The sequence below is a fragment of the Streptomyces sp. NPDC021225 genome (assembly GCF_044332865.1).
GTDB lineage: Bacteria > Actinomycetota > Actinomycetes > Streptomycetales > Streptomycetaceae > Streptomyces.
Genome location: NZ_JBIRPV010000006.1, coordinates 401,209 through 427,599 on the forward strand (window position 1 = coordinate 401,209; position 26,391 = coordinate 427,599).

Below are 26,391 nucleotides of genomic sequence, written 5' to 3' on the forward strand. Positions count from 1 at the left end.
ACAGAGGAGTGGAGAACGAGCATGCGCAGGTCCGCAGATATCGACGCGCTCCAGCAGGTGCTGTGCGCCGCCCTCGGGTCCCGTGCGCCTGTGTGCTCCCTGGCCCGAATAGGCCGGGACGCCGGTGCGTTCGCCGCCCTGGACCCCGCGGTGCTCGAACGCCCCACCCTGGTCGGCGGGGGATCCCCGCACAACCCGACCAATCCGGCCCCCGCCGCGCACGCCGTCGATGAGCTGGTCGGCCGGGCGGAGGAGCTGGGCGTGGACCAGATCCTCGTGCCCGGCGTGCGCCGCAGCGACGACACCGGCGCGCTGCGGGCGGCGGGCTTCGCTCCCGTCGCCGCCGGGAGCGAGTGTGTCGTCCGGCTGACCGGGGAGGTGGACGACGTCCTGCGGGAGCGCGTCGGTGCCGAGCGACTCGGCGACCTGCGTCGCCACCACGAGGAGGCCGCCCATGAAGTCACCTGGGAGAGCATCCCGCTGAGCGAGCTCGACGGGAAGCCCTGGGCGCGGGACGCCTTCGTGGAGCTCCACCGGCGCCAGGCCGAGCGCGACGGAGGCCACGGCAATCTGTACAACGCCGACGCCCTCGACGCGCTGACACAGGGGGAGTTGGCGGAGCGCACCGAGATGTTCGTGCGCCGCGGGGGGAACACCGTCGTCCAGGCCGGGCTCATGACCACGTCCCACAACGGCAGGGGGATCTACTGCCTCACGCAGGCCATCGACCACGACGCCCCCGTCGTCCGGCCCGGCCTCTCCGACGCGTCCGTGTACCGGCTGTACCTCCATGCCCGGGACTCCGGCCTGGACTGGGTCCACCTCGGCCGGGGGGACGCCGACCGCATGCGGCGCCTCGGAGCCGACCTGTTCATCCCCCTCGACCACTGGCTGCGGGCCCCCGGCCTGGCGATCCCGGAGGAGGAAGGGGAGCAGGCACTGTCGGACTTCGCGGCGCCCCCCGTCACGACGGTGCCGGTCCCGGGCCCGGCCCGCTTCCGCCATGTGCCACGGTTCGACCAGATCGATCTGTCGAGCAATACCAACCCGTTCCTGGGCGCCGACGGCAGCTATCCCGAGCTCGACACGGCGGAGCTCGCCCGGACATATCTGTCCACCGTCGCGAAGCTGCCCGGCCATGACGGACTCGACGCGCTGAGCGCGGACCATCTGCTGTTCAGCAGCGGGGCGGTGGACGGCGTCCTGCTGCTCCTGTCCGCGCTGGCCTCGCCGGGCGAGGGCGTCTGCGTCACGCCTCCCACCTTTCCGCTCTACGACCACTTCGCACGCGTCCTGCGCCTGCCCGTCACCGAGGTGCCGCTGTGCGGGGAGGACCTGTCCCGGCTGGACACCGAGCGCATCCTGGCGGCCGATCCACGGGTGACCATCCTGTGCGATCCGAACAACCCCGCCGGGACCAGGCTCGATCCGGCGCAGATACACACCCTGCTGGCGCGCGGCCGGGGGCTGGTGGTGATCGACGAAGCCTATGTCGAGTTCAGCGAGAAGCCCTCCTACGCGGGGCTGGTCGCCCAGCACGAGAACCTCATCGTGCTCAGGACACTCTCCAAGGCGTGGGGGCTCGCCGGCGCCCGCTGCGGGATCGTCCTCGCCCAGCCCGGCATCGTCGAAGCGCTGCGGCGGGTGCAGGTGCCCTTCGGGTTCACCAACGCCTCGCAGCGCGCCGTACGGGACCGGCTGACCAACTCCCGGCCGGTGCTCGACAGTATTCGACGCATCCGAGCCGAGCGCGATCGCCTGGCCGAGGCACTGGCCGATCACCCCGCCGTGGACCGGGTGTTCCCCTCGGAGACCAACTTCCTGCTGGTCCGGTTCCACAAGTACGAGCGCGTCGTGGCCCAACTGGAGGCCGCGGGGATCCTCGTCGCCGCCATCGGGCGCGTCGTGCCCGATACCTGCCGCATCACCATCGGTGACCGGCGCGCCAACGACGCGCTGCTCGAAGCACTCTCCTCCGCCCTGTGACCCCAAGACCGAAAGGATGCGGTTCGTGGGTAATGGTCCTCTCCCCGATGTCCCCCTGGCCTCCACCGTCGTCGCCGAAGGATTCGCCCGCTGGAGTCCGGCGCTGAAGGCCGAGTTCGACAGCAACGCCCACCACGGCTGCGTCGGCCAGTCGCTGCTGAAGGAGACCGATGAGCTGCGCATCTGGGAGACCCGTCTGCACCCGGGAGAGCGGATTCCCGTCCATCGACATGTGCTGGCCTACCACTGGACAGCCCTCACCGACGGCCGGGCCCGCCAGCACAACAGCGACGGCAGCACGCGGGAGATCTCCTATGTCCGTGGACAGACCCGGTATTTCGACCTCGCGACGGGGCGGTACCACCTTCATGATCTGAAGAACATCGGCGATGACGTTCTGTCGTTCCTGACCATTGAGGCAAAGAGCGGGCCGAACGAGCCCCTCCGGCTCGGGTAGCGCCCCGGCGAGGGCCGGACGCCGGCCCGCAGGTCGAGCGTGACCTGCGGGCCGACGGCTCAGCTGCCCTTCTTGGTGACCACGAACCGGTCGATGACCAGATAGTCGATCTCGGTGGCGAGGAAGCACTCCAGCGCGTCCCGCGGTGAGCAGACGATGGGCTCACCGGCCACATTGAAGGAGGTGTTCAGGAGGCAGGGCACATCCGTCCGCGCCGTGAAGGCGCGCAACAGCTCCGCGAACGCGGGGTTCTGCCGCTCGTTCACCGTCTGGACGCGGGAGGTGCCGTCCACATGACACGCGCCGGGAATCCGCTCTTGGTACTCCTTCCGCACCGGGAAGACGAACGTCATATAGGGGGACGAGGTCTTCTTGCCCATCTCGAAGACGCGTGGCGCCTCGGACTCGAGGATGACCGGCGCGAAGGGGCGGAAGGGCTCCCGGTGTTTCACCCGGAGGTTGATGATGTCCTTGATATCGGGGAAGGCCGGATTGGCGAGGATGCTGCGGTTGCCCAGGGCACGCGGTCCGAACTCGGCGCGGCCCTGGAACCAGCCGACGACGTTTTTGCCGGCCAGCAGCTCCGCCGTTCTGCCGGCGACCGCGGCGGCGTCGGGCTCCTGCTGCCACTCGACACTGTCCGTGAACTCCGCCAGCGCGTCCAGGACCTGGCTCTCGTCGTACGAGGGCCCCAGGTACGGGGTGGTGACCGCGTCGGCGGGCCGGTTCCGCAGACCGGCGGCGTACACGGCCGCGCCGATGGCCACACCCGGGTCGCTGGCCCCGAAGCTGACCTCCATGCCGGTGAAGGGCGACCTCTCCAGCATCTTGGTGTTGGCCACGCAGTTGAGCGCCAGCCCGCCCTCGAAGAGCAGGGTGTCCAGGCTGGAGGCCGCGGTCAGCGAGCGCAGCTGATGAGCGGTGATGGCCTCGACCATGTGCTGCGCCAGTCCGGCGACCTTGACGCGGAAGTCGAACTGCTCGCGCTTCTCACTGTCGCCATCGAACAGGGTGTCGAACAGTGCGTAGTAGGCCCCGATGTCCCGGGGGATGGAGATGGTGTACGAGCCGTCCTCGTGCAGTCGCACCACGCGTTCGAGCAGGGGGTTGTGGCGCGGCGGCGGGCCGTACGCGGCCAGGCCCATCACCTTGTACTCGTCGTTGTTGGGAACGAACCCCAGATAGCGGGTGATCCTCCCGAAGGCCACACCCAGCGAGCTGGTCATGGGGACGGCGCTCTCGTCGAAGAGCCGGACCACGCCGTTCCGCAGTTCCCCCATAACGGAGGACAGGGTCTCCGCCCGGCCGTCGCTCACCAGGAAGGCCGCGTCGCCCCCGCCGGCCAGATAGGCGCCGCACATGAGATGCGCCAGATGATGGGGCACCAGGCTGAGCTTGTTGGGATCCAGTTCATAGCCGGTGCGCTGGACGAAGTCGTCGTACACCGCGTCGCGGCTGAGCATGCCGGTGTAGAGCTCGCCCGTGCTGCGCAGGGCGTCGAACTTGGCCGTGACCGGTATGTCGGAGTCGCATATCTGCGAAATCATCTCCTCAGCCACGGTCGGCGAAAAGCGCCAGGGGAAAGCGAAGACATCCACCTGGTCGAGTTCGACACCGGCGGAGCTCAGACACCATTCGATTGCCTTGGCCGGAAAGTCGGAGGTCTTCTTGACCCGGCTCAGCCGCTCCTCCTCGACCGCCGCGACCATCTCGCCGTCGATGACCAGAGCCGCTGCGGCGTCATGACCCACCAGGAGATTACGGCCGACGCCGGTCGCCCCGTAAAGACGCCCAAAAAGTTCCGCACCTCTGCTGAATCCGTTGTAACCGAGCACGATCACTGGTTCTCAGCCTCCCAAGCACGAAATAAGCAACATGGCGAGCCGGTCATTCGGCCCGCTGGCCGGGTCCGGCCTCGTTGAATCGCGCGATCTCCTCGATCGTCTGTCGAAGTTTCAGCTCATCCGGGTCGGACACGATCGCCTGCCCGACGCGGCCGTACGGCCCGACCGGCGCATCGGGGGATGAAGAGTAATGGAGCTCATCGAAACGGAAGTTGCGTTCGAAATCCTGTTGAGTCAGATTGCCGGCGGGCGCGGAACGCAGCAGGATGTATCCGTGAAAGCGCTCCGGTGTGCTGTTGTTCGCCAGCGCCTGAGACGCCCCTTCCCCGAGCGCGAGACTGATTTCGACGTCGAAGAGATCGACGCCGTACGTCAACTTGTTGACCTGAGGGGACAGCGCCCCCGGGAGACGGATGGCGCACTCGCCGAAAGTCAGCCCTGCTTCTTCCGTGAACGCTTCCAGATGGAATACGCAATCAGGTGCGTTCAGGCTTGTCAGTACGTGTCCGGCGAGCGTCTCCGCCTGATGGAAAAGTGTCGAATGTCGCCTTCTGTCCAGCGTGTACGCGGCCAGGATGTCGCCCCGTGCGGCGCTGAGCGGTGAGACGTGGTAGCTGCTCATGGACGACCATCGAAGATCGCCGTTCTCCCAGACGCCATCGATATAGACTTCCGGGGCGTCTACGAAGGACTCGGCGACGATCGCGACCTCCGACTGGCCCGGGAATGGCTCCAGGGCCTGCGAGTACTCTTCCGGGGAACGGACGATGCTCGTACGGAGGGCTCCGGCTCCCGTCGCCGGCTTGATGACGAAGGGATTCCCCAGATCGTCCGCGAGATCGGTGAACGACGTGTCCCGTGATGCATATCGGCAGCGCGCTCGCTTGATGTCGCGGGGCAGTGCGCTCTTCTGGAGGTTCTTGTCCCGGAAGTAGAGGACTCTCTTTGAGTCCGTGTTGCCGGGAAGGTTCAGCTGTTGCCGCAGATAGGCTGCCCCGAATACGCCCATCTCATGGACGCTGAGCACTCCGGCCACATCGTCGATGCGCGCGGACAGCACTGCTCGCAGTATTTCCTGGGCGTTCTCGATGTCGTCGACGCGTGTGAAGTCGCGGTCCTTCGGCGGGATCGCCGGTGGCTGTACGAGATAGTAGGGGTCCAGGCCGCGGTGGCGTATTGCCTGATCGAGATCTTCCCGGTATCCGATAACAATCATTGTCGGCATTCTTGCCTCCCCGAGGTGGCATCTTTTCACAGGGGAGCGGATTTGTGATCCATTGCCGATGGGCTGTGATGCAAGTCACAAGTTGATTCAAGTTGTGAGTTGAATAATGTGCAGGAATGGAATCGCTCACCCCATTCCTGCACAGGCGTCACCGCCCCGCCGACTTATCGCGCGGAGTCCGCGAGCAACTTCAGCGCGAGCTGCTGAAGTTGCGGGCCCGCCTTTTCCGGGCTGCCGGTGTCATAGGGCGGGGCGGGGTCGTACTCCACGGCGAGCTGCATGGTCTGCGCCGTCCCTACGGACCCGCCCGGCCTTTTCGGCCACCATGGTCACCGTCACCCCCGGTACCCGGCACAGCACCTCGTACGGGCCGACCGCGTCCAGCGCGGTGAACCCGTCGTACAGCAGCACCGCCACATTGCGGTCCACCTCTGCCATGCGTGACTCCCTGATTCGGGCAAGAGCCGGCGGGGTGCCGGCGAACCAGGTAGTCGCTCCGGGGCGCGGGTGAGTTCCGGCGGTCACGCGCCATCCCGTTTCCGGAAATCTTTCGGGCCCGGTGACCTCAAGATCACCATGGTGATCGAGATCTGTCGCTCGGTGTCGAGAAGCCACAGTTCAAAAGGTCGCCAGCGCAAGTGTGACGGGAAGTTCCTTCCGGAACTGTTCCGGAAGAGAGCGTTGACGCTGTGTCAGTCCCGCAGCATACTCCGCATCGATCGCCATCCGCGGCGGGCTCCGGCGGCGCTGCGAACAGGTGCACCTCCACCACGCCCGTCAAGGAGGAACAATGCTCGGAAGCGCGCGCAACCGCATACGGATCGGGCTCATCGCCGCGGCCACGGCCGCCATGGCGGCGCTCTCGGTGGGGCCGTCCCCGGCGGCCACGCCCGGGGAGGCACGCGGCGATGCGGCCTGGGCCAACTGCCCCAACGGCTACGTGGGTCTGACGTACGACGACGGACCGAACCCCTCATCGACGCAGGCGCTGCTCACCGCTCTGCGGGCCGGCGGGGCCAAGGCCACCTTCTTCATCTGGGGCCAGCACGCCGAACAGTACCCGGACCTGCTCAGGGCCGAGCAGGCGGCGGGCATGTGGATCGCCAACCACACCGCCACCCACGCCCACCTCACCCAGATCGGCGAACCGGCCGCGTACCACGAGATCGCCACCGCCCAGAGCACCATCCAGCGCATCACCGGACAGGCGCCCACTCTCTTCCGGCCGCCCTACGGGGAGACCAACGCGCAGGTCAAGTCGGACGCGGCCCGCCTCGGGCTGACCGAGGTCCTGTGGAACGTGGATTCCCAGGACTGGAACGGCGCGGGCACCCAGCAGATCGTCCAGGCCGCCGCCACCCTGCGGGCCGGCGGCATCATCCTCATGCACGACGGCGGTTACCAGAGCACCGTCGGCGCCGTGCCGCAGATCCTCAGCGGGCTCGCCGCACGGGGGCTGTGCCCCGGCCGGATCACCGCGGGGGCGGGCGGCACCGCGGTCGTCACCGCCCCCTGAGCCCGTCGGCTCACCGCGGCGGCCCGGCTCAGCGGAGGTGATCGGCCGTGGCCGCCGCGGCCAGGGCGAGCAGGGCCGCCGTGTCGTCCAGGGCGGCCGGGTCTTCGGAGAGCCTGCTGGTGGCGACCCGCACATGGGGCTCGGAGTAGGAGACACAGAAGCGGCTGCCAGGTGAGACGGTGACACCCCGGGCAGCCAGGGTGACCAGCGCGGAGGTCTCGTCGGCCACCGGCACCCAGAGCATGAGGCCGTCCCGGTTGAGGGTGGGCACGCCGAGCCCGGCGAGCCGTTCGGCGAGCGCGCCGCGGCGCAGCGCGTACCGCTCGGCGGCCTCCTGGACCCGGCGGGTGGTGGCCGCGTCGGTGAGCAGGTGGGCGAGCGCGTCCTGGAGGATGCGGCTGGTCCAGCCGGAGCCGAAGGTCCGCAGGACGCGGGCGCGTTCGATCAGTTCCCCCGGGCCGCCGACCACGCCCAGGCGCAGATCGGGCCCGTACGCCTTGGAGTACGAGCGGACCAGGGCGGTGCGCCGCGGGAGGTGCGTTCCGATGCTGGCGGCCGGGCGCGTGGCGAGCGGGCCGATGCCGTCGTCCTCGAGGACGGTGACGTTCGGGGCGTCCTCCAGCAGGGCGGCCAGGGCCGCGGCCCGTTCCTCGCTGAGCGTCCAGCCGCAGGGCGCCTGGGCCCGGGACTGATGCAGAAACAGGGCGGGCCGCTGGTCCAGGGCGCGGGCCAGCGCGTCGGGCCGCGGGCCGTCGGCGTCGCAGGCGACGGGCACGACCTGGGCGTCCAGGGCTTCGAGGATGTCCAGCAGGCGGGCCGCCGTCGGGTCCTCCACCATGACCCGGTCGCCGGGGACGATCAGCGCCTGGCACAGCAGCTGTACGCCTCCGTAGCCGCCGTCGATGGCCATCCACGCCTCGGGCGCGAACGGCCAGGTGTCGCGCACGGCGTCGAGGAGCCCGTCCGTGATGGCGGTGCGGGAGTAGTCGTTGAGCAGCGGGGTGCGCGCCCCGGCCAACAGGGCCTCGGCCGGCGGGGGCAACAGGGCGGGGTCCGGCGCCGCCACGGCGAGATCGAGGGTGAGATGGGCGCCGAAGTCGCCGACGCGTTCGTAGCGGACCGGATGCGGCACCGACGGGGGGCCACTGACCACGCTTCCGCGCCGGCCGAGGGTGGTGATCATCCGGTGCCGGCGCAGCACGGCCCAGGCCTCGGCCACGGTGCTGGGGCTGACGTTCAGCTCACCGGCCAGGGCCCGCACGGTGGGCAGCGCGCTTCTGGGGGCCAGCTCACCTGACCGGATCAGATCGGTCATGGCGGCCGCGATGCCGTGGGCGCTCGCGTCCTTGATGTGCCCCGCGAGTCTGCTGGTCGGCCATGCGCCGTCCGGTCCCCCGACCTTGCCGTCTCCGCTGCCCACCGGCTCATTCCCCCACATCCGCGCTCCATCGCCGCCTGTGCGCACTCAGGTTACGACATGGAAAAACTATGTTCAGTAACAAAGCAGATCTTGTTTGCCTTCTCTTCCGAACAATAGCCTTCCGGTCATCGCATGGATGAAAACAAGCCATGTGCGCCATGAACGAGCTTTGTGTGTCATGTACCAACCGCTAGGAGTGCGTGCTGTGTCTTCGCCCACGATCCGTCTGGGACTCCGCGACTGGGACCACCTGGTGCCGCTGATGTCCGGGCGGGTGCAGGTGCCGGGCTTCCAGGTCGAGATCGACGCCCGGGACGTCACTCCCGACGTGCTCGCCGAGCCCGGTCTCGACGGCGGGGAGACCTCCTTCAGCCGCTATGTACGGGCCCGCGCGGCGGGCGACGACCGGCTGGTCGGCCTGCCCGCGTTCGTGATGCGCGGCTTCCGCCACCGCTGCGTGCTGGTGCGCGCCGACAGCCCGCTGCGCTCGTTCGAGCAGCTCGCCGGCGCCCGGATCGGCCTCACCGGCTGGCCCGACTCCGGCAACACCTGGACCCGGGCGCTGATCCGGGCCGCGGGCGTGGATCTGTCCGGCATCCAGTGGCGGGTGGGGCCGCTGGCCGCCGGGGAGGTCGGCAAGGACCGGCTGGGGGACCGTCCGCTGCCGCGGCACGTCTCGGCCATGGCCGAGGGCGAGTCGCTGGTGGGGGAGCTGGCCGCGGGACGGCTGGACGCGGTCCTCACCCCGTTCATGCCGACCGAGTTCTTCACCCCGGACAGCCGCTTCCGGCATCTGCTCGACGACCACCCGGCCGCGGAGCGCGCCTACTGGGCGGCGACCGGATTCGTGCCCGGCATCCACCTGGTGACGCTGAAGAGGGAGGTCGTCGAGGCCCACCCGGAGCTGCCCGCCGCCCTTCTCGCGGGCCTCGAGGCGTCCAAGCGGCACTGGCTGGAGCGGCGGCGGCTGCTCGCCGACACCACGCCCTGGCTGCTGCACGCCCTCACCGAGTCGGCCGAGGTCTTCGGCGAGGACTGGATGCCGTACGGCACCGAGCCCAACGCCGCCATGACCCGGGCCTTCTGCGAGGAGCTGCACGCCCAGGGCATAGCGCCCGAGCCCATCGACCCCGCCGTCGTCTTCCCGCTCCCGTCGGCCGCCGTCGTCCCCGCCGCGTGACGCCGCCGTCCCCGTCGGACCTGCCCACTTCACCGATCGAGACATCTTGGAGCACCGCCCCATGCACATCGCCGTAGGACAGTTCGCCGCGAGCCCCGACTGGAAGGAGAACCTGGGCGCGTGCCTCGACCTCGCCGCCGAGGCGGACCGGGGCGGCGCGGACCTGCTCGTCCTCCCCGAGGGCGTCCTGGCCCGCTTCACCGAGGACCGCCACCGCATCCGCGAGGTGGCCCAGCCGCTGGACGGCCCGTTCGTCACCGAACTCGCCGCCGCCACCGCGCACAGCTCCACCACCGTCGTGGTGGGCATCCACGAGCCCTCCGACGACGGCCGGGTCTTCAACACCCTGGTGGTGCTCCGCGCGGGCGAGCTGATCGCCCGCTACCGCAAGATCCACCTCTATGACGCCTTCGGCGACCAGGAGTCCGCCAACGTCCGCCCCGCCGACGAACCCCCCGTCGTCGTCGAGGTGGCCGGCACCAAGGTGGGCCTGATGACCTGCTACGACGTCCGCTTCCCTGAGCTGGCCCGGCTGCTGACCGACGCGGGCGCCGAGGTGCTGGCGCTCCCGGCCGCCTGGGTGCGCGGCCCGGCCAAGGAACGCCACTGGGAGGTGATGATCGCCGCGCGGGCCCTGGAGAACACCTGCTGGGTCGCCGCCAGCGGCGAGTCCGGCCCCCGCAACATCGGCAACAGCCTGATCGTCGACCCGCTCGGCACCGTGCGCGCCCGGCTCGCCACCGGCCAGGGCCTGGCCTGGGCCGAGGCCGACCCGGGCGTCACCGCCGCCGCCCGCTCCACCCTGCCCGTCCTCGCCAACCGGCGGTTCGCCGTCGACCCGACCGTCCGTCCCCTCGGCACCCTTCCCCTCGGAGCCTGATATGTCCCCCAGACGACTCGCCCTCGCCGCCGCGGCTGCTCTGTCCTGTACCGCCCTGCTCGCCGCCTGCGGCTCCAACCCGCCCCAGGCCGACGGCGCCGTGAGCAAGAAGACGGCTGCCGCGGCGGGGTCCCAGCTCACCGAGGACAAGGAACTGCACGACCAGCTGCCGGAGAAGGCGCGCAAGTCCGGAAAGCTGGTGTCGGTCAACAACGGGTCCTTCCCGCCGTACGAGATCGCCGGCTCCGACGGCCACAGCCTCACCGGGGCGTCCGCGGACCTCTCGGCCGCGCTCGGCAAGGTCCTCGGCGTCACCATCGAGCATGTGACGGCGGACGGGCTGCCCAGCGAGCTGACCGGCATCAAGGCCGGCCGCTACGACTTCGCCATCGGCCCGATCGGCGACTTCAAGGAGCGGCAGGGCGCCAACGACTTCGTGGACTGGGTCCAGGAGTTCGTCGTCTTCGCCGTGCCCAAGGGCAACCCGAAGGGCATCACCTCCCTCGACACCGCCTGCGGCCGGAAGGTCGCGGTCATGGCCGGCGGCTCCGCCGAGGGCGTCATCAAGAAGCAGTCCGAGGCGTGCACCAAGAAGGGCAAGGCCGCCGTCCAGGTCCAGTCGTACAAGGACCAGCCGTCCTCCATCCTCGCCGTGAAGTCCGGCCGCGCCGACGCCTTCTTCTCCTCGCAGGCCCCGCTGACGTACTTCGTGCAGCAGTCCAAGGGAGAGCTGGAACTGGCGGGCACCGGGCAGTCCAACGGGTTCGACGACCTCTACCAGGGCGCCGTCGTCCCCAAGGACGGACCGCTGCGCGACGTCCTGCTCAAGGCCATCCAGAAGCTGATCGACAACGGCACCTACGACCAGGTCATGGCGAAGTGGGGGCTCAAGGACAACGAGCTGAAGAAGGCCGGCGTCAACCTCGCCAAGTCCTAGGCCCGGCTCCGGAAGACTCACGAAAGGAGGTGAGCCGCCATGGCCACCACACCCTCCCCGGAATCCCGGGACCACACCCCGGCGGATGTCGCCGTCAAGGAGCGGGCGATCCACCCGCACGCCCCCGACCAGCCCGTGGACGTGGCCGACGCCGTACCCGTACGGCATCCGCTCCGCTGGCTGTCCGTGGCGGTCCTGGCGGTCCTCGCCGCCCAGCTCGGGCACTTCCTGATCACCAACCCCAACTTCGAGTGGGGCACGGTCGGCGAGTACTTCGGCGCGCAGGTCTTCGGCCAGGGCATCGTCACCACCATCGAACTCACGGTGGTGGCCATGGCGATCGGCATCGTCGGCGGCGTCTTCGTCGCGGTGGGCCGCATGTCGGAGAACCGGGTGCTCAGCACGGTCTGCGGCGCCTACGTCTGGTTCTTCCGCGGCATCCCGGTCCTGGTGCAGCTGATCTTCTGGTACAACCTCTCCGCCCTGCTGCCCCGGATCTCCTTCGGCATCCCGTTCGGCCCCGAGTTCATCAGCACGGAGACCAACACCCTGATCAGCCCCTGGCTCGCGGCCATCCTCGGCCTCGGCCTCAACGAGGCGGCGTACATGGCCGAAATCGTGCGCGGCGGTCTGCTCGGCGTCGACCACGGCCAGACCGAGGCCGCCTCCGCGCTCGGCATGGGCCGGGCCCGCATCCTGCGCCGGATCGTGCTGCCGCAGGCGATGCGCTTCATCGTGCCGCCCACCGGCAGCCAGGTCATCAACATGCTCAAGGCGACCTCGCTGGTCAGCGTGATCGCCCTCGCCGATCTGCTCTACACCGCGCAGTCGATCTACAACCGCACCTTCGAGACGATCCCGCTGCTCATCGTGGCCTGCCTCTGGTACCTGGTCATGACGTCCGTGCTCTACGTCGGGCAGTCGTTCATCGAGCGCTACTACGCCCGCGGCAGCAGCCGCAACGCCCCGCAGAGCTTCTGGGACTTCGCGCTCTTCCGCCGCCGCATGGCACGGACGGCACAGACGGCCCCCGTAACGGAGACCTCCTCATGACGACGATGACGACCAAGGCGACGGACCCGGAGACCACCTGGCCGATGGTACGGGCGCACCAGGTGCACAAGCGGTTCGGACATGTGGAGGTGCTCAAGGGCATCGACCTGGAGGTCCACCCGGGCGAGGTCGTGGTGCTGCTCGGCCCGTCCGGTTCGGGCAAGTCGACCTTCCTGAGGTGCGTCAACAACCTGGAGCCGATCGACTCCGGCTCCGTCCACGTCGAGGGCGAGCTGATCGGGTTCCGCCGGGCCGGCTCCCGCGTCCACCATCTGCGGCCCCGCGAGGCGACCCGGCAGCGGCGTGACATCGGGATGGTGTTCCAGCACTTCAACCTCTTCCCGCACCAGACCGTCCTCGGCAATGTCATGGAGGCCCCGGTGGGTGTCCTGGGCATGCCCAAGGCCGAGGCGCGGGAGACGGCGCTGCGGCTGCTGACGCAGGTGGGGCTCGCCGAGAAGGCGGACGCCTACCCGCGCCAGCTGTCCGGCGGGCAGCAGCAGCGGGTGGCCATCGCCCGCGCCCTGGCCATGCGGCCGAAGCTGATGCTCTTCGACGAGCCGACCAGCGCCCTCGACCCGGAGCTGGTCGGCGAGGTCCTCGCCACCATGCGGGACCTGGCGCGCGGTGGCCTCACCATGCTGGTGGTCACCCACGAGATCGGCTTCGCCCGGGAGGTCGCCGACCGCGTGGTCTTCATGGACGGCGGCCGGATCGTCGAGAGCGGCAGCCCCGAGGAGGTCCTGGACAACCCGGCCAATCCGCGCACCCGGGCGTTCCTCAGCCGTTTCCTGTGAGCCGGACGGTACGTTGCCGCGGCCGCTCGCCAGGGTAAGTGACCTGGCAGCGGCCGGGCCCGGGCCGTGGTCGGCCGGGCCCCGGCGGCCGTCGGATACGGGGGAGAGCGCGGGGTGGACGACAAGCGGCACCACAACGACAGCGGGGACCGCGGGCCGGTGCTGCGCGCCTGGGCCGACATCGCCACCCGCCAGGCCAACGAGGTGCTGCGCCGGCCGGCGAACGACCCGGGGCGGACCGCCGCGCTGTGGCAGACCATGCAGCATCTCGCCGCCGTCGAAAAGCTGTTGCCCGCGGACGATCCGCTCCGGGACGGCGTCGTCCCTTCGCTCGGCATCCTGATGTGCGTCTGGCTCGACAGCGGCGGACCGGACCAACGGCACGACGCGGCCGGGCGCGCGCGGCAGTTCGCCCTGCACCACCTGCGCTGGGCCGACCGCACCAGGCCGCTCACCGACCCGCTCGCGGTGCACGCCCGCAGAGCGCTGCTCTGGCTGCTCGTCCCGGAACACTACGCGCGAGCCATGCGAGCCTTGCGTCAAGGCCCACGCCAGGAGCCGCCGCTTCGCGGCACGGGCCCGCAGCCGCTGACCGGATCCGTGCCGGACGACGTAGCGGAGGCCGCGGGGGTTGTCAGGCGCCTCGCCCAGGTCCCGGAAGATCCGCAGCTGCACCGACTGCTCGGGTTTGTCGTGTCGGAGATCAGGCTGACAATGTCCGCCCTCTCCGGCTCGCTCGAGGAGAACACGACGGAGCCGGCGGGCACGGACTCCCTCGGCGAAGACGCGTTGGCCGACGCCGTCCAGGGCGTACTCGCCTGGGCCTCCGAGGACCTCCCACGGTTCACGGGTCTCCTGGTGTGGCTGTGCCACGCGGTGTACGAGCTCAGGGTCTCCGCCGAGAAGGCCGATGAGGAAGTGGCGGCTCTGGGCCTGGACCAACCGGTCTTCGCACCGCTGAGCGAGCTGCTGATCGGGCTCAGGTCGGGAGAGGACGACCCCCAGGCGCTGGCCGAGGACACCCGCCGCTGCGCGGACGTCGCCCGGCGCGCCATGCGGGAGTTGCCGGCGGACGCCCCCGAACGGGGCCGCATGGCCAAGCTGCACGCCGCTCTGCTGGTCCAGGCCAACTTCCTGGTGCCCGGCACGATGGACTTCGACGAGGTGGATGAGGCCGTGTCGGAGCCCGACCCCGGGCTCGTCGGCCGTCTCGGTGGTTCGGGCCAGGTCACTTTGGAACAGTGGCTGACCAGTCTGATCGATGCGGTACGGGTGCAGCAGACCGGCGATCTTGCACACCTGGAGCGGGGTGCCGCGCGGCTCCGGGAGATGATCGACGGGCTGTCCCGGGAAGGCGAGAAGGCCACGTCCGCCCGGCAGGCCATGGCCAGCGCCCTGGCCGGGCGCCTCGATGCGGCGGCGACGCTCGGGGGCAGCTTCCAGGCCGCCGACGCCGCCTTGACGATGGCCAGGGATTTGCGCGCCGCCTACCGTAACGACGGCGGACCGCCCTCCACGAGCATGGTCAACGCGGTGATCTTCGCGTCCTACCAAGAGCTGGCCCTGGCCCGCCGCAGCGACGACCCCACCGTGCTGCCGCGCCTCATCGAGGAGCTGACCGACCTGTACGCCACCCTGCCGCCCGACCAGGAGAACCGCTTCGCCATCGCCGTCATCCTGGCCGATGCCCATCAGGAACAGTCCGCCCGCAACCCGAACCCGGTCGAACTCCGCGCCGCGGCCCGGTACCTCCGGGACGTGGCGGAGACCGACCAGCGGCAGATCGCCGCCTTGCTCGCACCGTACTTCCCGGCCGTACGGGCCTCGGCGATGATCCAACTGGTCATGATCGATCCCGGCCGGGGCGCCGCCGCCCAGGCCGTCGCGGAGGTCCATCGGATCCTCGAGGGACCGCAGCCCACCCCCCACCAGGAAGTCCGGCTGCGATCCCACCTCGGCCGGGCCCTGCTGCACACTGCCCGCCACCTCGATGACCCGGGCCTGCTCGACCAGTGCATCACCGAGCTGGCCCGGGTCCGCGAGCTGATGGCCCAAGGGCACGGCCTGCCGCACACCGCCGACGCGCTGGCCCAACTGTCCGAGGCCTACTGGCTGCGCCGCGACCGTCACGGTCCGACCGCGAACGACGACGTGAACGCCAGCCTGGCGACCCGAGGGGAGGCGCTGGCCAGGCTGGCCGCGGACGTCCTCCTCCAACTCGGCTCCGAACACGGCCTGGCCGTGGCCCGCACCGGGTCGGCGCAGGCACTGTGGCTGGCCTTCTGGAACACCGTATGCTTTCGCCCCGCCGATGCGGTGGACGCGCTGGAGATGGGCCGGGCCCTGGTGCTGCGCGCCGCCGCGGCGTCTCGCGGCATTCCCGAACTCCTCGAAGCCCGCGGCCACCCCGACCTGGCCCGCCAGTGGCGCGCCGAAGTCGCAGCGCACAAGCTCCCGCCCGGTACCGACGCCCCGCTCCTGGGCGGGCCCACGGAGCGGCAGATCCCCGGCACCCTGCGCCGCAGGGCACTTGACGCGCTGGGCGCGGGCAGCGACGCGGGCGTCCGGAGCCTGCTCGGCCCCCCGGACCTGGCAGGGCTGAAGGCCGGCCTCACCGCCGCCGGCACCGATGCGCTCGTCTATCTCATCCTCGGGCTCCACCCTGGCCAGCTCGGCTTCGCGCTGATCCTCCGCCCTGACGCCGGTGACGTGCCGCCCGCCGTCCTGAAGCTGCCGCTGCTGACCCCCGGCAGCCCGCCCCTGGAACGCTATCTCGATGCCACCGCCCAACGCTCCCGGGCCGCCGCCGACGCCACGGCCGACGCGAGCGGGCAGGCGGTGTCGGACCGGCATTGGCAAGCGGCGCTGCACGAGTTGTGCGACTGGGCCTGGCCCGCCGCGATGGGCCCCGTCCTGGCGGCCGTAGGGCCACTCAGCCGGCCGCCGCGGATCGTGCTGGTGCCCTGCGGGGCGCTCGGCGCGGTCGCCTGGCACGCGGCCCGCACCCCGTACGGGCGCGACGGGCACCGGTACCGGTACGCCTGCGAGGAAGCGGTGCTCAGCTACGCCCCCTCCGGTGCCGAGTTCCTGCGGGCCGCGGCCCGGGACCGGCTGCCCACCGACGCCGGGCAGGTCCTGGTCGCCGACCCCGAACTCTCCCTCCTGTGGGCCGGGATCGAGACCGAGGCGCTGCGCGCGGCCTGCTACCCGGACGGCCTTCGCTACGGCGAGTTCCCCACGCCCGGCGTCAGCGACGCGCCGGGCACCCCGGAGGACATCCTCGCCGTCCTGCCCGGCGGCGGGTCCCCGGCCGCCGTGCTGCACATCTCCTGCCATGCCCTGGTCGGACCGCATCCCACGCGCTCGGCGCTCTGGCTCGCCACCCCGCCGGACGGCCCCCATGACGCCGGACGCCTGACCGTGGCCCGCATCCTGGACGGCACCGCCACCGGACAGCCGGACGCCGCGGGCCCGTTGGTGGTGCTCAGCGCCTGCGAGACGGACCTGAGCACCCGCAACCACGACGAGGCCCTGACCCTGTCCACCGCCCTGATCGCCCGCGGCGCGGCCGACGTCATCGGCTCGCGCTGGGCCGTCCGCGATGCGTCGACGGCTGTGATGATGGCCGTCTTCCATGACTTCGTCACCACGCACGGCCTCGCCCCGGCGGACGCGCTGCGGGCCGCCCAGATGTGGATGCTCAACCCGGACCGCGAGCCCCCGCCCACCCTCCATGGCGACCTCCGCGGCGAAGCCGCCCGCACCGATCTCGACCGGATCCAGCTCTGGGCCGCCTTCACCCACCAGGGCAACCCGTCGGCCCGTTGAGCCCGGGCGCGCCTGCGGCCCGCGTTTCCCGTTCCAAAAGTCCTCGGGCCGACCCTGCCTTTACCAAGTCCAGGACTCGCTCCCGAACGTATCGATGCGCTCGAACGGCACCTTTGAGGGAAAGTCCTATTAAGGATTCGGAGCCTGTGTACCACGGGCCCGACCAGCGGACTCGGCATGTCAGACGCGTCGTTGCCTGCCTCGATCCGGGCCTTCTGGGCTCAAGGGCGGTTCGACCGGGGCGCGAGCCGATCCGGGCATCTTCGGGCAATGCCCGGCGTGTTGCTTTACTGTTTCTTGGCCTCCTGTAAACCTGGGCATGCTGTTGCGCAATCCTTGCGCAGCAGCGAGAGGTTCCGAACTCAAGGGGATATCATGCTCTGCGGAAATGCCCTGCGCGAGGAAATCCACTCGCCTCGCACCACACCCCTCATCGGTATCTACGACATGTACTCGGCGTCGATCGCCGCCCGGCACTACAACGGCTTCTTCGTCTCCGGTTTCGGCTTCGCCGCCTCGCATTACGGACTTCCCGATATCGGCTTCATCGCCTGGCCCGACATGGTGGCCTTCGTGGAGCGGCTGCGGCTGGCCTTCCCCGAACACCATCTGCTCGTGGACATCGACGACGGCTATGTGGACCCCGAGGTCGCCTGCCATGTGGTGCAGCGGCTGGAGCGCACCGGGGCCTCCGGGGTGATCCTCGAGGACCAGAAGCGGCCGCGCCGCTGCGGCCACGCGGACGGCAAGCTGATCCTGCCGCTCGAGGAGTACCTCCAGAAGCTCCACATGGTGCTGAACAGCAGGAAGGACCTGGTGGTGGTGGCACGCACCGACGCCACCGAGGAGTCCGAGATCCTGCGGCGGGCGGCCGCGCTGGCGGAGACCGACGTGGATGTGGTGCTGGTCGACGGGGTGCGGAGCGTGGAGTGGATCCGCAAGGTGCGCGCGGTCATCGGCGACAAACCCCTGCTGTTCAACCAGATCGCGGGCGGGAAATCGCCCCGGCTCTCCCTGCCCGAGCTCACCGAAATGGGTGTGGACGTCGCGATTTACAGCACCCCCTGTCTCTTCGCCGCCCATGGCGCGATCGACGGTGCGCTGAGGGAACTGAAAAGGGCGGACGGGCGGCTGCCCGACACCGTGGAAACCGGCGCTGTCGGGGTCAAGGGCTCCACGGAATTGCTGGAGAAAAACATCAGCAGGCACCACGGAAATCGCCGTCCGGTCACGGTCTGACGCGGGAGCCGCCTCTATGCCCTCCACGATTTTCCGGCCTGGCACCGGCCGGCGCCGGAAGTCCGCACAGCACATCCGCCCGACCCGTCCGTCCGCGGCCGGGCTCGTCCTCGCGACCACCGCGGTCGTCCTGTCCGGGGGTCATACGGTCCGCGCGACGACGACGACGACCCCGCCCGTGCGCGCATCCCAGGGCGACGACGAGCCGGAAGCGCCGGCCCCGGTCTCCGGGCCGCACAACGGCCTGGTGGTCATCGACAACTCCTCCGCCGACTCCTGGCTGGAGGTCGACCGCACCCTCAACACGCTGCTGATGAGCCACGGCACTGCGGGCAGCGACCACGACGGGGGCGGAGGTGCCGTCGAGGTCCGGACCGGCGACATCACCGGTCCGGACCCGGTGCCGGAGATCGGCCACCCGCCGTGGCAGGGCGAAAGCGGGGATTGACATGAAGCGCAAGGCTTGGCCGCAGTCGTGGCCGGGCCGGCTCGGGAGGGCGGTGGACCCCTATGTCGCCGCCCTCCTCGGGACGGTCGCGCTGGCGGCGCTGCTGCCCGCGAGCGGCGCGGCGGCCACGGCCGTCGGCGATGCCGCGGACCTCGCCATCGGGCTGCTGTTCTTCCTCTACGGCTCGCGGCTCTCCTCCCGCGAGGCGCTGAACGGACTGCGGCAGTGGCGGCTCCACCTGGTGGTGGGCGCGAGCACCTTCGTGCTCTTTCCACTGCTGGGGCTGGCCGCGGGGGCTCTTGCCCCCGCCCTTCTCAGCGACCGGCTCTACACCGGTCTGCTCTTCCTCTGTGTCGTGCCCTCCACCGTCCAGTCCTCGGTCGCCCTCACCTCCACCGCCCGGGGCAATGTCCCGGCCGCCATCTGCGCCGGGACGTACTCCAGTCTGCTCGGCATGATCGCCACCCCGCTGCTCGCGGCCTGGCTGATCGGCTCCGACGTCCGCTTCTCCGCCCACGGCCTGCTGGCCATCGCCACCCAGCTGCTGCTCCCCTTCCTCGCCGGACAGGTGCTGCGCCGCTGGACCGCGCCCTTCATCGGCCGCCACAAGCGGGTGCTCGCCCTTCTGGACCGGGGCTCCATCCTGCTCGTCGTCTACACGGCGTTCAGCCGGGGGATGACGGAAGGCGTGTGGAACCAGGTCACCCCGGCGCGGCTGGGCGCGCTGGTGGGCGTGGCCGCGGTGGTGCTGGCGCTGGCCCTCGCCGCGACCTCGTACACCGCACGGCGGCTCGGCTTCCGTCGGGAGGACCGCGTCACCATCGTCTTCTGCGGCTCCAACAAGTCGCTGGCCACCGGGCTCCCCATGGCCGCGGTGCTGTTCGGCGACGCGGCCGGGCCGGTGATCCTGCCGCTGATGCTCTTCCACCAGCTCCAGTTGATGGTGTGCGCGGTCATCGCGGGCCGGTGGTCCCGCCGGGCGCCGGAGCCCTCAGCCGTCCCCGGCCCGCCCGGCGCCCCCGTACAGGTCTAGTAGATGCGGCGGCCCCGGGCGTCCGGGATGCCGGACTTCCGGAAGAAGTAGGTGTTGATGTGGTCGCGCCACTCGCGGGCGCTGCGGAGCTGCTCCTCGTACCGCTCCGCCGCCCGGGCGTGGCGCGCCGGGTTCATCAGGTCCGCGAGCCCGGCCCACACCCGGCCGGCCTCCTCCGCCTCCTGCACGCCCTCGAAGTGCGTGTCGTAGATGTGCTGGATCACCGTCTCGCCGCTGTGCAGCACATGCCCGTACGGCACGTGGTGGAAGAACAGCAGCAGTTCGTCCGGGCAGGTCGAGGGCGACTCGTACAACTCCGCCCACGGCTTGGCGTACTGCCCCGCGAACCCGGTGCCGGTCGCCCGGCTGCGGTCGACGCCGACGCCGTCCCGGTCGGCGAAGTGGTACGTCCCCCACGGGCTGTACTCGTAGCCGTCCACGCTCGGCCCGTAGTGGTGCCCGGGCTGCACCATGAAGCCGACGCCGAGCGGCGCCGTGTACTTCTCGTACGTGCGCCAGGAGCCGTCCAGCACCGCCCACAGCCCATCGCGCAGCCGCGCCGGATCGGCGGTCCGGTCGGGGGTGAAGGACAGCTCGATCCACTCCCGCAGGACGGCGCGCGGGTCCGCGTCGGGCTGCCAGGCCAGGCGGCCGACCGCGTAGAGATTCGCCTGCGCCAGCGGATGCCCGGTCCAGAACGGGTCGTCACCGGCGTTGGAGACCGCCACCAGGCCGCCGCCGCGCGCCAGGTCCCCGACGCCGGGCCCCTCGTCCCCCTCGGGCCGGAACCGAAGCGCGTCGCTCCACATCGGCCCGAGCCAGCACGCGTGCCGCTGCTGTCCCGTGTACTCCTGGGTGGCCTGTATCTCCACCGCCAGCCGGGTGTTGGGCATCGCGCCGATCACGGGGGAGACGGGCTCGCGTGTCTGGAAGTCCATCGGCCCGTGCTTCACCTGGAGCACCGCGTTCGGCGCGAACTCGCCGTCCTGCGGGGCGAAGTGGTCGTAGGCGGCGCATGCCCGGTCCACCGACCGGTCCCGCCAGTCCTGCTGGTGGTTGTAGACAAACGCCCGCCAGTGCACCGTGGCGCCGTACGGGGCGAGCGCCGCGGCCAGCATGTTGGCGCCGTCCGCGTGGCTGCGGCCGTAGGTGAACGGGCCGGGCTGTCCCTCGGAGTCGGCCTTGACCACATACCCGCCGAAGTCGGGGATCGCCGCGTACACCTGGCGGGTCGTCTCCGCCCACCAGCCGGCCACCGCTTCGTCCAGCGGATCGGCGGTGGGGAGGCCGCCGAGCACGACGGGCGAGGCGAAGGAGACGCACAGATGCGTCCGGATCCCGTACGGGCGCAGCGCGTCCGCGATCGCGGCCACCTCGCCGACGCGATCGGTCAGCAGATGCGCTTCCGCTTCGTGCACATTCACGTTGTTCACGGTGATCGCGTTGATGCCGGACGCGGCGAGGAGCCTGCCGTAACAGCGCACCCGCTCCAACTCGTCGCGCGAGCCCCGGGCCAGGCCGTCCCGCCAGAACAGGGAGCCGCCCGAGTACCCCCGCTCCACCTGGCCCATCACCGGGTGCACCGCCACGTTGTCCCAGTGGTTCAGCATCCGCAGGGCCAGCGCCGGACGGTGCGTCTCGCGCGCCAGCTCGCCCCGGAAGGCCGCCTCGCCGAGCCGCACCAGGTGGAACAGCCCGTACAGCAGCCCGGCCTGACGGGCGGCCGTCACCCGTGTGACGCCGTCCGCCCGGACCAGCGCGAACCCCTCGTCCCCGAGCCCGTCCGGGTCGCCGTCCTCCTCGAGTTCGAGTTCGAGGTCGCACGGCGCGCCCTGCGCCCGCGCGGCCGTGACGACCTCACCGCCGAACCGTGCGCAGGCGTCCGCCACTTCTCCGTGCACCGTGTCCACCAGCGGGCCCGTGCCCGAGATCAGCGTGCGCCGGGAACCGAGCGCACGGAACGCCTCGGGCGGCAGCCAGGCCGGGTCCACGCCGTCGGGCAGCGCGGGCACGGATACGGGTACGGATGCGGATGCTGTCACGGAAACCCCTGGTCAGTGCGTATCCCAGTGCGTATCGAGCGCGCCTGACCGCCTGGGCGCGGGCGGGCGGCCCAAGTATGCCGTGTGCCGGCCGGGGCCGGGAGGGGCCGATCCGGGGACTTCGCCTTCACTCTCTTGTGGTTACTCGGCAACTGTAGGAGAGTGGCCGCTGACATGGGAGAACGTACTTCTCGATGAAAGGGGGGAACCCCATGGGGGGCAAGCGGTACAGCGGCTCGCCCGAGGATGCGGACCTGGCGCGAGCGGACTCCTTGGCGCGGGAGATCTTCTCGGACGTCGCCAACAAGTGGGCGCTGCTGATCATCGAGTTCCTCGGTGAACGCACCCTGCGCTTCAGCGAGCTGCGCAACGCCGTCGAGGGCATCAGCCACAAGATGCTCACCCAGAACCTGCGCATGCTGGAGCGCAACGGCCTGGTGGAGCGGACCGTGCACCCCACCGTGCCGCCGCGGGTCGAGTACACCCTGACCGAGGCGGGCCAGGCCCTGCGGGGGACGATCGACGGCATGTGCGCCTGGACCCACCAGTACATCGGTCATATCGATGAATCCCGCCGCCGCTTCGACGGCTGACGCGCGGGAGCGCCGGTTCAGTCGAGGACCGCGGTGGCCTCGATCTCGACCAGATGCTCGGGTACGTCCAGCGCCGCGACGCCCAGCAGGGTGGCCGGCGGGGCCGGGGTGACCCCCAGCTTCGCGGCCGCGCGGGCGATCCCCTCCAGGAGCAGGGGCATCTTGTCGGGGGTCCAGTCGACGACGTGGACGTTCAGCTTCGCCACGTCGTCGAAGGACCCGCCGACCCCGGCCAGGGCCGTACCGATGTTGAGGTAGCACTGTTCGACCTGGGCGGCGAGGTCGCCCTCGCCGACGGTGACCCCATCGGCGTCCCAGGCCACCTGGCCGGCGATGTGGACGAGCTTCGACCCGGTCGCGATCGACACCTGCCGGTACACGTCGATCTCCGGCAGTCCGGCGGGGTTCACCAGCGTGATGGCCATGGTGCGCGTTCTCCTTGTATCGCTCTCTTGTGGTTACTCGGGAACCATAAGAGAGTGGTCGCTGACATGGAAGAACGCACTTTTCAGTGACTGGGGAACCTTTCGGTGACCCAGCAGTTCAGCCGGACGTCAGTTTCCGAAGGCCGCGTCGAAGGAGGCCGCCGGCGGCTCGTAGTCGTACGCCTTCAGGCGGGCCAGCGCCTCGGGGGCGCCCTGGAGCCGGTCCATCCCGGCGTCCTCCCACTCGACCGAGACCGGACCGGCGTAATTGATGGAGCGCAGCATCCGGAACACGTCCTCCCAGGGGACATGGCCGTGACCTGCGGAGACGAAGTCCCAGCCGCGGCGCGGGTCGCCCCACGGCAGGTGCGAGCCGAGGCGGCCGCTCCGGCCGTCGAGCCGCTTGCGGGCCTCCTTGCAGTCGACGTGGTAGATCCGGTCGCGGAAGTCCCACAGGAAGCCGACCGGGTCGATGTCCTGCCACACGAAGTGCGACGGGTCGAAGTTGAGGCCGAAGGCGGGGCGGTGGTCGATGGCCTCCAGGGCGCGGTGGGTGGTCCAGTAGTCGTAGGCGATCTCGCTCGGGTGGACCTCGTGGGCGAAGCGCACCCCCTCGGAGTCGAAGACGTCGAGGATCGGGTTCCAGCGGGCGGCGAAGTCCTCGTAGCCGCGCTCGATCATGGCTTCCGGGACGGGCGGGAACATGGCCACCAGATGCCAGATGGCGGAGCCGGTGAAGCCCACGACGGTGTCGACGCCGAAGGCCGCCGCCGCGCGTGCCGTGTCCTTGATCTCGGCGGCGGCGCGCTGCCGCACGCCCTCGGGTTCGCCGTCGCCCCAGACGCGGGACGGCAGGATGGCCTGGTGGCGCTCGTCGATGATGGCGTCGCAGACGGCCTGGCCGACCAGGTGGTTGGAGATCGCCCAGCACGTGAGGCCGTACTTGTCGAGGAGCCGGTGGCGCGACTCGAGGTACGAGGGGTCGGCGAGCGCCTTGTCGACCTCGAAGTGGTCGCCCCAGCAGGCGAGTTCGAGGCCGTCGTAGCCGAAGTCGGCGGCGCGGCGGCAGACCTCTTCGAGGGGCAGGTCGGCCCACTGGCCGGTGAAGAGGGTGAAGCGATGCGGCATGCTCGGGGCCTCTCAGCTGACGGGGGTGTAGACGGAGTTCTTCCCGGCGCTCTCCTCGACCGCCGCGAGGACGCGCTGGACCTGGAGCCCGTCGGCGAAGGACGGCTCGGGGCGGCGGCCCTCGGCGACGGCGTGGATCAGATCGCGGGCCTGGTGGACGAAGGTGTGCTCGTAACCGAGGCCGTGGCCGGGGGGCCACCAGGCGTCGAGGTAGGGGTGGTCGGGTTCGGTGACGAGGATGCGGCGGAAACCGGCGTGGGCGGCCGGTTCGGTGTGGTCGTGGTAGGCGAGTTCGTTGAGCCGCTCCAGGTCGAAGGCCAGCGAGCCGTGTTCGCCGTTGAGCTCGAAGCGCAGGGCGTTCTTGCGGCCGGTGGCGAAGCGGGACGCCTCGAAGGAGGCGACGGTGCCGGCGGCGAAGCGGCCGGTGAACAGGGCGGCGTCGTCCACGGTGACGGTGCCGAGGCCGCCGGGGCCCGCCGCCGGGCCGTCCGCCGCGGCGCCGGGCAGCGGCCGCTCGCGTACGAACGTCTCGGTGAGCCCGGAGACCCCGACGAGCGGTGCGCCCGCGAGGTACTGCGCGACATCGACGATGTGGGCGCCCAGGTCGCCGAGTGCCCCGGACCCCGCCATGTCCTTGCGCAGCCGCCAGGTGAGCGGAAACCCGGGGTCGACCAGCCAGTCCTGGAGGTAGGTCACCCGGAGGTGCCGAAGGGCGCCCAGCCGCCCCTCGGCGACCATCCGCCGGGCCAGGGCGATGGCGGGCACCCGGCGGTAGTTGAAGCCGACCATGGCCACCTGGCCGCGCCCGTGCGCCGCCTCGGCCGCCTCCGCCATGGCCTCGGCCTCGCCGACCGTGTTGGCGAGCGGCTTCTCGCACAGCACGTGCTTGCCGGCGGCGAGGGCGGCGAGGGCGATCTCGGCGTGGCTGTTCCCGGGGGTGCAGATGTCGACGAGGTCGATGTCGTCCCGGGCGACCAGGGCCCGCCAGTCGGTCTCGACCGAGGCCCAGCCGTGTCGGTCGGCGGCGGCCCGTACGGCGGCCTCGTCCCGGCCGCAGAGGGCGGCGAGGACCGGGCGGCGGGGCAGGTCGAAGACGCGGCCCACGGTGTTCCAGCCCTGGGAGTGGGCGGCGCCCATGAAGGAGTAGCCGACCATGCCGACGCGCAGTGGCGGTTTCCCGGGTGTCGTTGCGTCATCCTGCTGCGGCTGTGCCATGCGGGGGTCCTTCTCCTCCTCGTCGGGCGACGCCGTGGCGGGCGCCGTGGGGGCCGGGGCGGAAACCGGCGGGGCGGGAACCGTCACTTGAAGCCGGTGGACATGTACTGGTCGACGTTGTCCTTGTCGACGACGGCCGAGTAGACGGTGAGCGAGGCCGGGATCTCGTACTGGGAGAGCCCGCCGATGCCCTTGCTCTGGCCGAGCGCACGGGCCAGGTCGATGGCGGACGCGGCCATGGACGGCGGGTACAGGACGGTGGCCTTGAGCACCCCCTTGTCCTGCTTGATGGCCTGGAGCGCGGAGAGCGCGCCCGCGCCGCCCACCATCAGGAACTCGTCGCGGCCGGCCTGTTCGATGGCGCGCAGCGCGCCCACGCCCTGGTCGTCGTCGTGGTTCCACACCGCGTCGATCTTCGACTGGGCCTGGAGGAGCTGGGCCATCTTGGCCTGTCCGGACTCGACGGTGAAGTCGGCGGCCTGCCGGGCGACCTTCTCGATGTTGGGGTAGTTCTTCAGCGCGTCGTCGAAGCCCTTGGTGCGCTGCCGGGTCAGCTCCAGGTTGTCGAGCCCGGCCAACTCCACGACCTTGGCGTTCTTCTTGCCCTTGAGCTTCTCGCCGATGTACGTGCCCGCGTTGAGGCCCATGCCGTAGTTGTCGCCGCCGATCCAGCAGCGGTACGCCTGCGAGGAGTTGAAGATCCGGTCCAGGTTGACCACCGGGATACCGGCCCGCATCGCGCGCAGGCCGACCTGGGTGAGTGCCTTGCCGTCGGCGGGCAGGATGACCAGGACGTCGACCTTCTTGTTGATGAGGGTCTCGATCTGGCCGATCTGCTGCGCGGTGTCGTTGGAGCCCTCGGTGGTCTCCAGGGTGACGTCGGAGAAGTTCTTGGCCCGGCTCTTGGCGTTCTGGTTGATGGCGTTGAGCCAGCCGTGGTCGGCCTGGGGTCCGGCGAAGCCGATGGTGACGTGCTTGCCGGGCTTGTCGTCGGCGGCGGGCCGGTTGTTCTCGGCGGCCGCGGCCTCGTTGCTCTCGTTGCTGGTGCAGGCGGTGAGAAGGGCCCCGGCGGAGACGGCGGCCGTCCCGAAGAGCAACCCTCTGCGGCTCGTGAAAGACCTCTGCTCTGGCATGTCGGTGAACCC

Annotated in this window: 22 protein-coding genes; 13 read left to right on the forward strand and 9 right to left on the reverse strand. The window is 70.6% G+C overall.

What is annotated here, in order from left to right:
• The first annotated feature begins 21 nt into the window (after window positions 1-21).
• Window positions 22-1,986: an aminotransferase class I/II-fold pyridoxal phosphate-dependent enzyme gene (locus ACH4S9_RS27660; protein ID WP_398374268.1), complete on the forward strand. Its 1,965-nt coding sequence runs from the start codon at window positions 22-24 to the stop codon at window positions 1,984-1,986.
• Window positions 1,987-2,002: 16 nt separating this feature from the next.
• A complete protein-coding gene (locus ACH4S9_RS27665; RefSeq protein ID WP_398374269.1) occupies window positions 2,003-2,443 on the forward strand; it encodes a hypothetical protein in 441 nt (146 codons plus the stop codon).
• A 59-nt stretch (window positions 2,444-2,502) separates the two neighbouring features.
• On the opposite strand, the gene ACH4S9_RS27670 is transcribed toward ACH4S9_RS27665, so the two are convergent.
• From ACH4S9_RS27670 to ACH4S9_RS27680, 3 genes are all read right to left on the reverse strand, one after another.
• Window positions 2,503-4,284 carry a carbamoyltransferase gene (locus ACH4S9_RS27670; protein ID WP_398374271.1) on the reverse strand — a complete coding sequence of 594 codons (1,782 nt, stop codon included), beginning with the start codon at window positions 4,282-4,284 and terminating at the stop codon, window positions 2,503-2,505.
• A gap of 46 nt (window positions 4,285-4,330) precedes the next feature.
• Window positions 4,331-5,512: an acetyl-CoA carboxylase biotin carboxylase subunit family protein gene (locus ACH4S9_RS27675; protein WP_398374273.1), complete on the reverse strand. Its 1,182-nt coding sequence runs from the start codon at window positions 5,510-5,512 to the stop codon at window positions 4,331-4,333.
• 240 nt (window positions 5,513-5,752) lie between these two features.
• The gene (locus ACH4S9_RS27680; RefSeq protein ID WP_398374275.1) at window positions 5,753-5,950 is read right to left on the reverse strand and encodes a hypothetical protein; all 198 of its coding nucleotides are present in this window, start codon (window positions 5,948-5,950) and stop codon (window positions 5,753-5,755) included.
• A 352-nt stretch (window positions 5,951-6,302) separates the two neighbouring features.
• Here ACH4S9_RS27680 and ACH4S9_RS27685 point away from each other — a divergent pair, with 352 nt between their 5' ends.
• Entirely contained in the window at window positions 6,303-7,028 is a 726-nt protein-coding gene (locus tag ACH4S9_RS27685) for a polysaccharide deacetylase family protein (protein ID WP_311722165.1), read from the forward strand.
• 28 nt (window positions 7,029-7,056) lie between these two features.
• Here the strand turns inward: ACH4S9_RS27685 and ACH4S9_RS27690 are convergent, their stop codons facing one another.
• A complete protein-coding gene (locus tag ACH4S9_RS27690; RefSeq protein ID WP_311722166.1) occupies window positions 7,057-8,466 on the reverse strand; it encodes an aminotransferase class I/II-fold pyridoxal phosphate-dependent enzyme in 1,410 nt (469 codons plus the stop codon).
• Between the two features lie 187 nt (window positions 8,467-8,653).
• On the opposite strand from ACH4S9_RS27690, the gene ACH4S9_RS27695 reads away from it, so the two are divergent.
• From ACH4S9_RS27695 to ACH4S9_RS27735, 9 genes are all read left to right on the forward strand, one after another.
• Window positions 8,654-9,628 (forward strand): hypothetical protein, encoded by a 975-nt coding sequence (locus ACH4S9_RS27695; protein ID WP_361182185.1) that lies wholly within the window; start codon window positions 8,654-8,656, stop codon window positions 9,626-9,628.
• Window positions 9,629-9,689: 61 nt separating this feature from the next.
• Window positions 9,690-10,508: a nitrilase-related carbon-nitrogen hydrolase gene (locus tag ACH4S9_RS27700; protein WP_398374278.1), complete on the forward strand. Its 819-nt coding sequence runs from the start codon at window positions 9,690-9,692 to the stop codon at window positions 10,506-10,508.
• A gap of 1 nt (window position 10,509) precedes the next feature.
• Window positions 10,510-11,445 carry an ABC transporter substrate-binding protein gene (locus ACH4S9_RS27705; RefSeq protein ID WP_311722169.1) on the forward strand — a complete coding sequence of 312 codons (936 nt, stop codon included), beginning with the start codon at window positions 10,510-10,512 and terminating at the stop codon, window positions 11,443-11,445.
• A 39-nt stretch (window positions 11,446-11,484) separates the two neighbouring features.
• Window positions 11,485-12,498 (forward strand): amino acid ABC transporter permease, encoded by a 1,014-nt coding sequence (locus ACH4S9_RS27710; RefSeq protein ID WP_385337792.1) that lies wholly within the window; start codon window positions 11,485-11,487, stop codon window positions 12,496-12,498.
• 44 nt (window positions 12,499-12,542) lie between these two features.
• Window positions 12,543-13,295, forward strand: a complete 753-nt coding sequence (locus tag ACH4S9_RS27715; protein ID WP_311722353.1) for an amino acid ABC transporter ATP-binding protein — start codon at window positions 12,543-12,545, stop codon at window positions 13,293-13,295.
• 114 nt (window positions 13,296-13,409) lie between these two features.
• A complete protein-coding gene (locus ACH4S9_RS27720) occupies window positions 13,410-17,123 on the forward strand; it encodes a CHAT domain-containing protein (RefSeq protein WP_398374281.1) in 3,714 nt (1,237 codons plus the stop codon).
• Window positions 17,124-17,498: 375 nt separating this feature from the next.
• Window positions 17,499-18,362, forward strand: coding sequence for an isocitrate lyase/PEP mutase family protein (locus tag ACH4S9_RS27725; RefSeq protein ID WP_311722172.1), 864 nt, complete (start codon window positions 17,499-17,501; stop codon window positions 18,360-18,362).
• 16 nt (window positions 18,363-18,378) lie between these two features.
• Window positions 18,379-18,810: a hypothetical protein gene (locus ACH4S9_RS27730; protein WP_398374284.1), complete on the forward strand. Its 432-nt coding sequence runs from the start codon at window positions 18,379-18,381 to the stop codon at window positions 18,808-18,810.
• Window position 18,811: 1 nt separating this feature from the next.
• Window positions 18,812-19,843, forward strand: a complete 1,032-nt coding sequence (locus tag ACH4S9_RS27735; RefSeq protein WP_398374286.1) for a bile acid:sodium symporter family protein — start codon at window positions 18,812-18,814, stop codon at window positions 19,841-19,843.
• On the opposite strand, the gene ACH4S9_RS27740 is transcribed toward ACH4S9_RS27735, so the two are convergent.
• Entirely contained in the window at window positions 19,840-21,885 is a 2,046-nt protein-coding gene (locus ACH4S9_RS27740; RefSeq protein WP_398374287.1) for an alpha-glucuronidase, read from the reverse strand. The two genes, ACH4S9_RS27735 and ACH4S9_RS27740, sit on opposite strands and share 4 nt — an antisense overlap.
• 212 nt (window positions 21,886-22,097) lie before the next feature.
• Between ACH4S9_RS27740 and ACH4S9_RS27745 the strand changes: the two genes are divergently transcribed.
• Window positions 22,098-22,478, forward strand: coding sequence for a helix-turn-helix domain-containing protein (locus ACH4S9_RS27745; RefSeq protein WP_311722176.1), 381 nt, complete (start codon window positions 22,098-22,100; stop codon window positions 22,476-22,478).
• Between the two features lie 17 nt (window positions 22,479-22,495).
• On the opposite strand, the gene ACH4S9_RS27750 is transcribed toward ACH4S9_RS27745, so the two are convergent.
• The 4 genes from ACH4S9_RS27750 to ACH4S9_RS27765 form a co-directional block, all read right to left on the reverse strand.
• Window positions 22,496-22,903 carry a RidA family protein gene (locus tag ACH4S9_RS27750; RefSeq protein WP_311722177.1) on the reverse strand — a complete coding sequence of 136 codons (408 nt, stop codon included), beginning with the start codon at window positions 22,901-22,903 and terminating at the stop codon, window positions 22,496-22,498.
• A gap of 129 nt (window positions 22,904-23,032) precedes the next feature.
• Window positions 23,033-24,031 carry a sugar phosphate isomerase/epimerase family protein gene (locus tag ACH4S9_RS27755; protein WP_311722178.1) on the reverse strand — a complete coding sequence of 333 codons (999 nt, stop codon included), beginning with the start codon at window positions 24,029-24,031 and terminating at the stop codon, window positions 23,033-23,035.
• Between the two features lie 12 nt (window positions 24,032-24,043).
• Complete coding sequence (locus ACH4S9_RS27760) at window positions 24,044-25,246, reverse strand: Gfo/Idh/MocA family oxidoreductase (protein WP_361182174.1); 1,203 nt, start codon at window positions 25,244-25,246, stop codon at window positions 24,044-24,046.
• An 83-nt stretch (window positions 25,247-25,329) separates the two neighbouring features.
• The gene (locus ACH4S9_RS27765) at window positions 25,330-26,379 is read right to left on the reverse strand and encodes a substrate-binding domain-containing protein (RefSeq protein WP_311722180.1); all 1,050 of its coding nucleotides are present in this window, start codon (window positions 26,377-26,379) and stop codon (window positions 25,330-25,332) included.
• Window positions 26,380-26,391: the final 12 nt, after the last annotated feature.

Coding starts and splice junctions, on each gene's coding strand:
- ACH4S9_RS27705 (WP_311722169.1), top strand. CDS start 10,510: ATGTCCCCCAGACGACTCGCCCTCGCCGCCGCGGCTGCTCTGTCCTGT.
- ACH4S9_RS27750 (WP_311722177.1), bottom strand. CDS start 22,903: ATGGCCATCACGCTGGTGAACCCCGCCGGACTGCCGGAGATCGACGTG.
- ACH4S9_RS27755 (WP_311722178.1), bottom strand. CDS start 24,031: ATGCCGCATCGCTTCACCCTCTTCACCGGCCAGTGGGCCGACCTGCCC.
- ACH4S9_RS27675 (WP_398374273.1), bottom strand. CDS start 5,512: ATGCCGACAATGATTGTTATCGGATACCGGGAAGATCTCGATCAGGCA.
- ACH4S9_RS27660 (WP_398374268.1), top strand. CDS start 22: ATGCGCAGGTCCGCAGATATCGACGCGCTCCAGCAGGTGCTGTGCGCC.
- ACH4S9_RS27730 (WP_398374284.1), top strand. CDS start 18,379: ATGCCCTCCACGATTTTCCGGCCTGGCACCGGCCGGCGCCGGAAGTCC.
- ACH4S9_RS27680 (WP_398374275.1), bottom strand. CDS start 5,950: ATGGCAGAGGTGGACCGCAATGTGGCGGTGCTGCTGTACGACGGGTTC.
- ACH4S9_RS27690 (WP_311722166.1), bottom strand. CDS start 8,466: ATGTGGGGGAATGAGCCGGTGGGCAGCGGAGACGGCAAGGTCGGGGGA.
- ACH4S9_RS27765 (WP_311722180.1), bottom strand. CDS start 26,379: ATGCCAGAGCAGAGGTCTTTCACGAGCCGCAGAGGGTTGCTCTTCGGG.
- ACH4S9_RS27725 (WP_311722172.1), top strand. CDS start 17,499: ATGCTCTGCGGAAATGCCCTGCGCGAGGAAATCCACTCGCCTCGCACC.
- ACH4S9_RS27735 (WP_398374286.1), top strand. CDS start 18,812: ATGAAGCGCAAGGCTTGGCCGCAGTCGTGGCCGGGCCGGCTCGGGAGG.
- ACH4S9_RS27745 (WP_311722176.1), top strand. CDS start 22,098: ATGGGGGGCAAGCGGTACAGCGGCTCGCCCGAGGATGCGGACCTGGCG.
- ACH4S9_RS27715 (WP_311722353.1), top strand. CDS start 12,543: ATGGTACGGGCGCACCAGGTGCACAAGCGGTTCGGACATGTGGAGGTG.
- ACH4S9_RS27710 (WP_385337792.1), top strand. CDS start 11,485: ATGGCCACCACACCCTCCCCGGAATCCCGGGACCACACCCCGGCGGAT.
- ACH4S9_RS27685 (WP_311722165.1), top strand. CDS start 6,303: ATGCTCGGAAGCGCGCGCAACCGCATACGGATCGGGCTCATCGCCGCG.
- ACH4S9_RS27665 (WP_398374269.1), top strand. CDS start 2,003: ATGCGGTTCGTGGGTAATGGTCCTCTCCCCGATGTCCCCCTGGCCTCC.
- ACH4S9_RS27760 (WP_361182174.1), bottom strand. CDS start 25,246: ATGGCACAGCCGCAGCAGGATGACGCAACGACACCCGGGAAACCGCCA.
- ACH4S9_RS27700 (WP_398374278.1), top strand. CDS start 9,690: ATGCACATCGCCGTAGGACAGTTCGCCGCGAGCCCCGACTGGAAGGAG.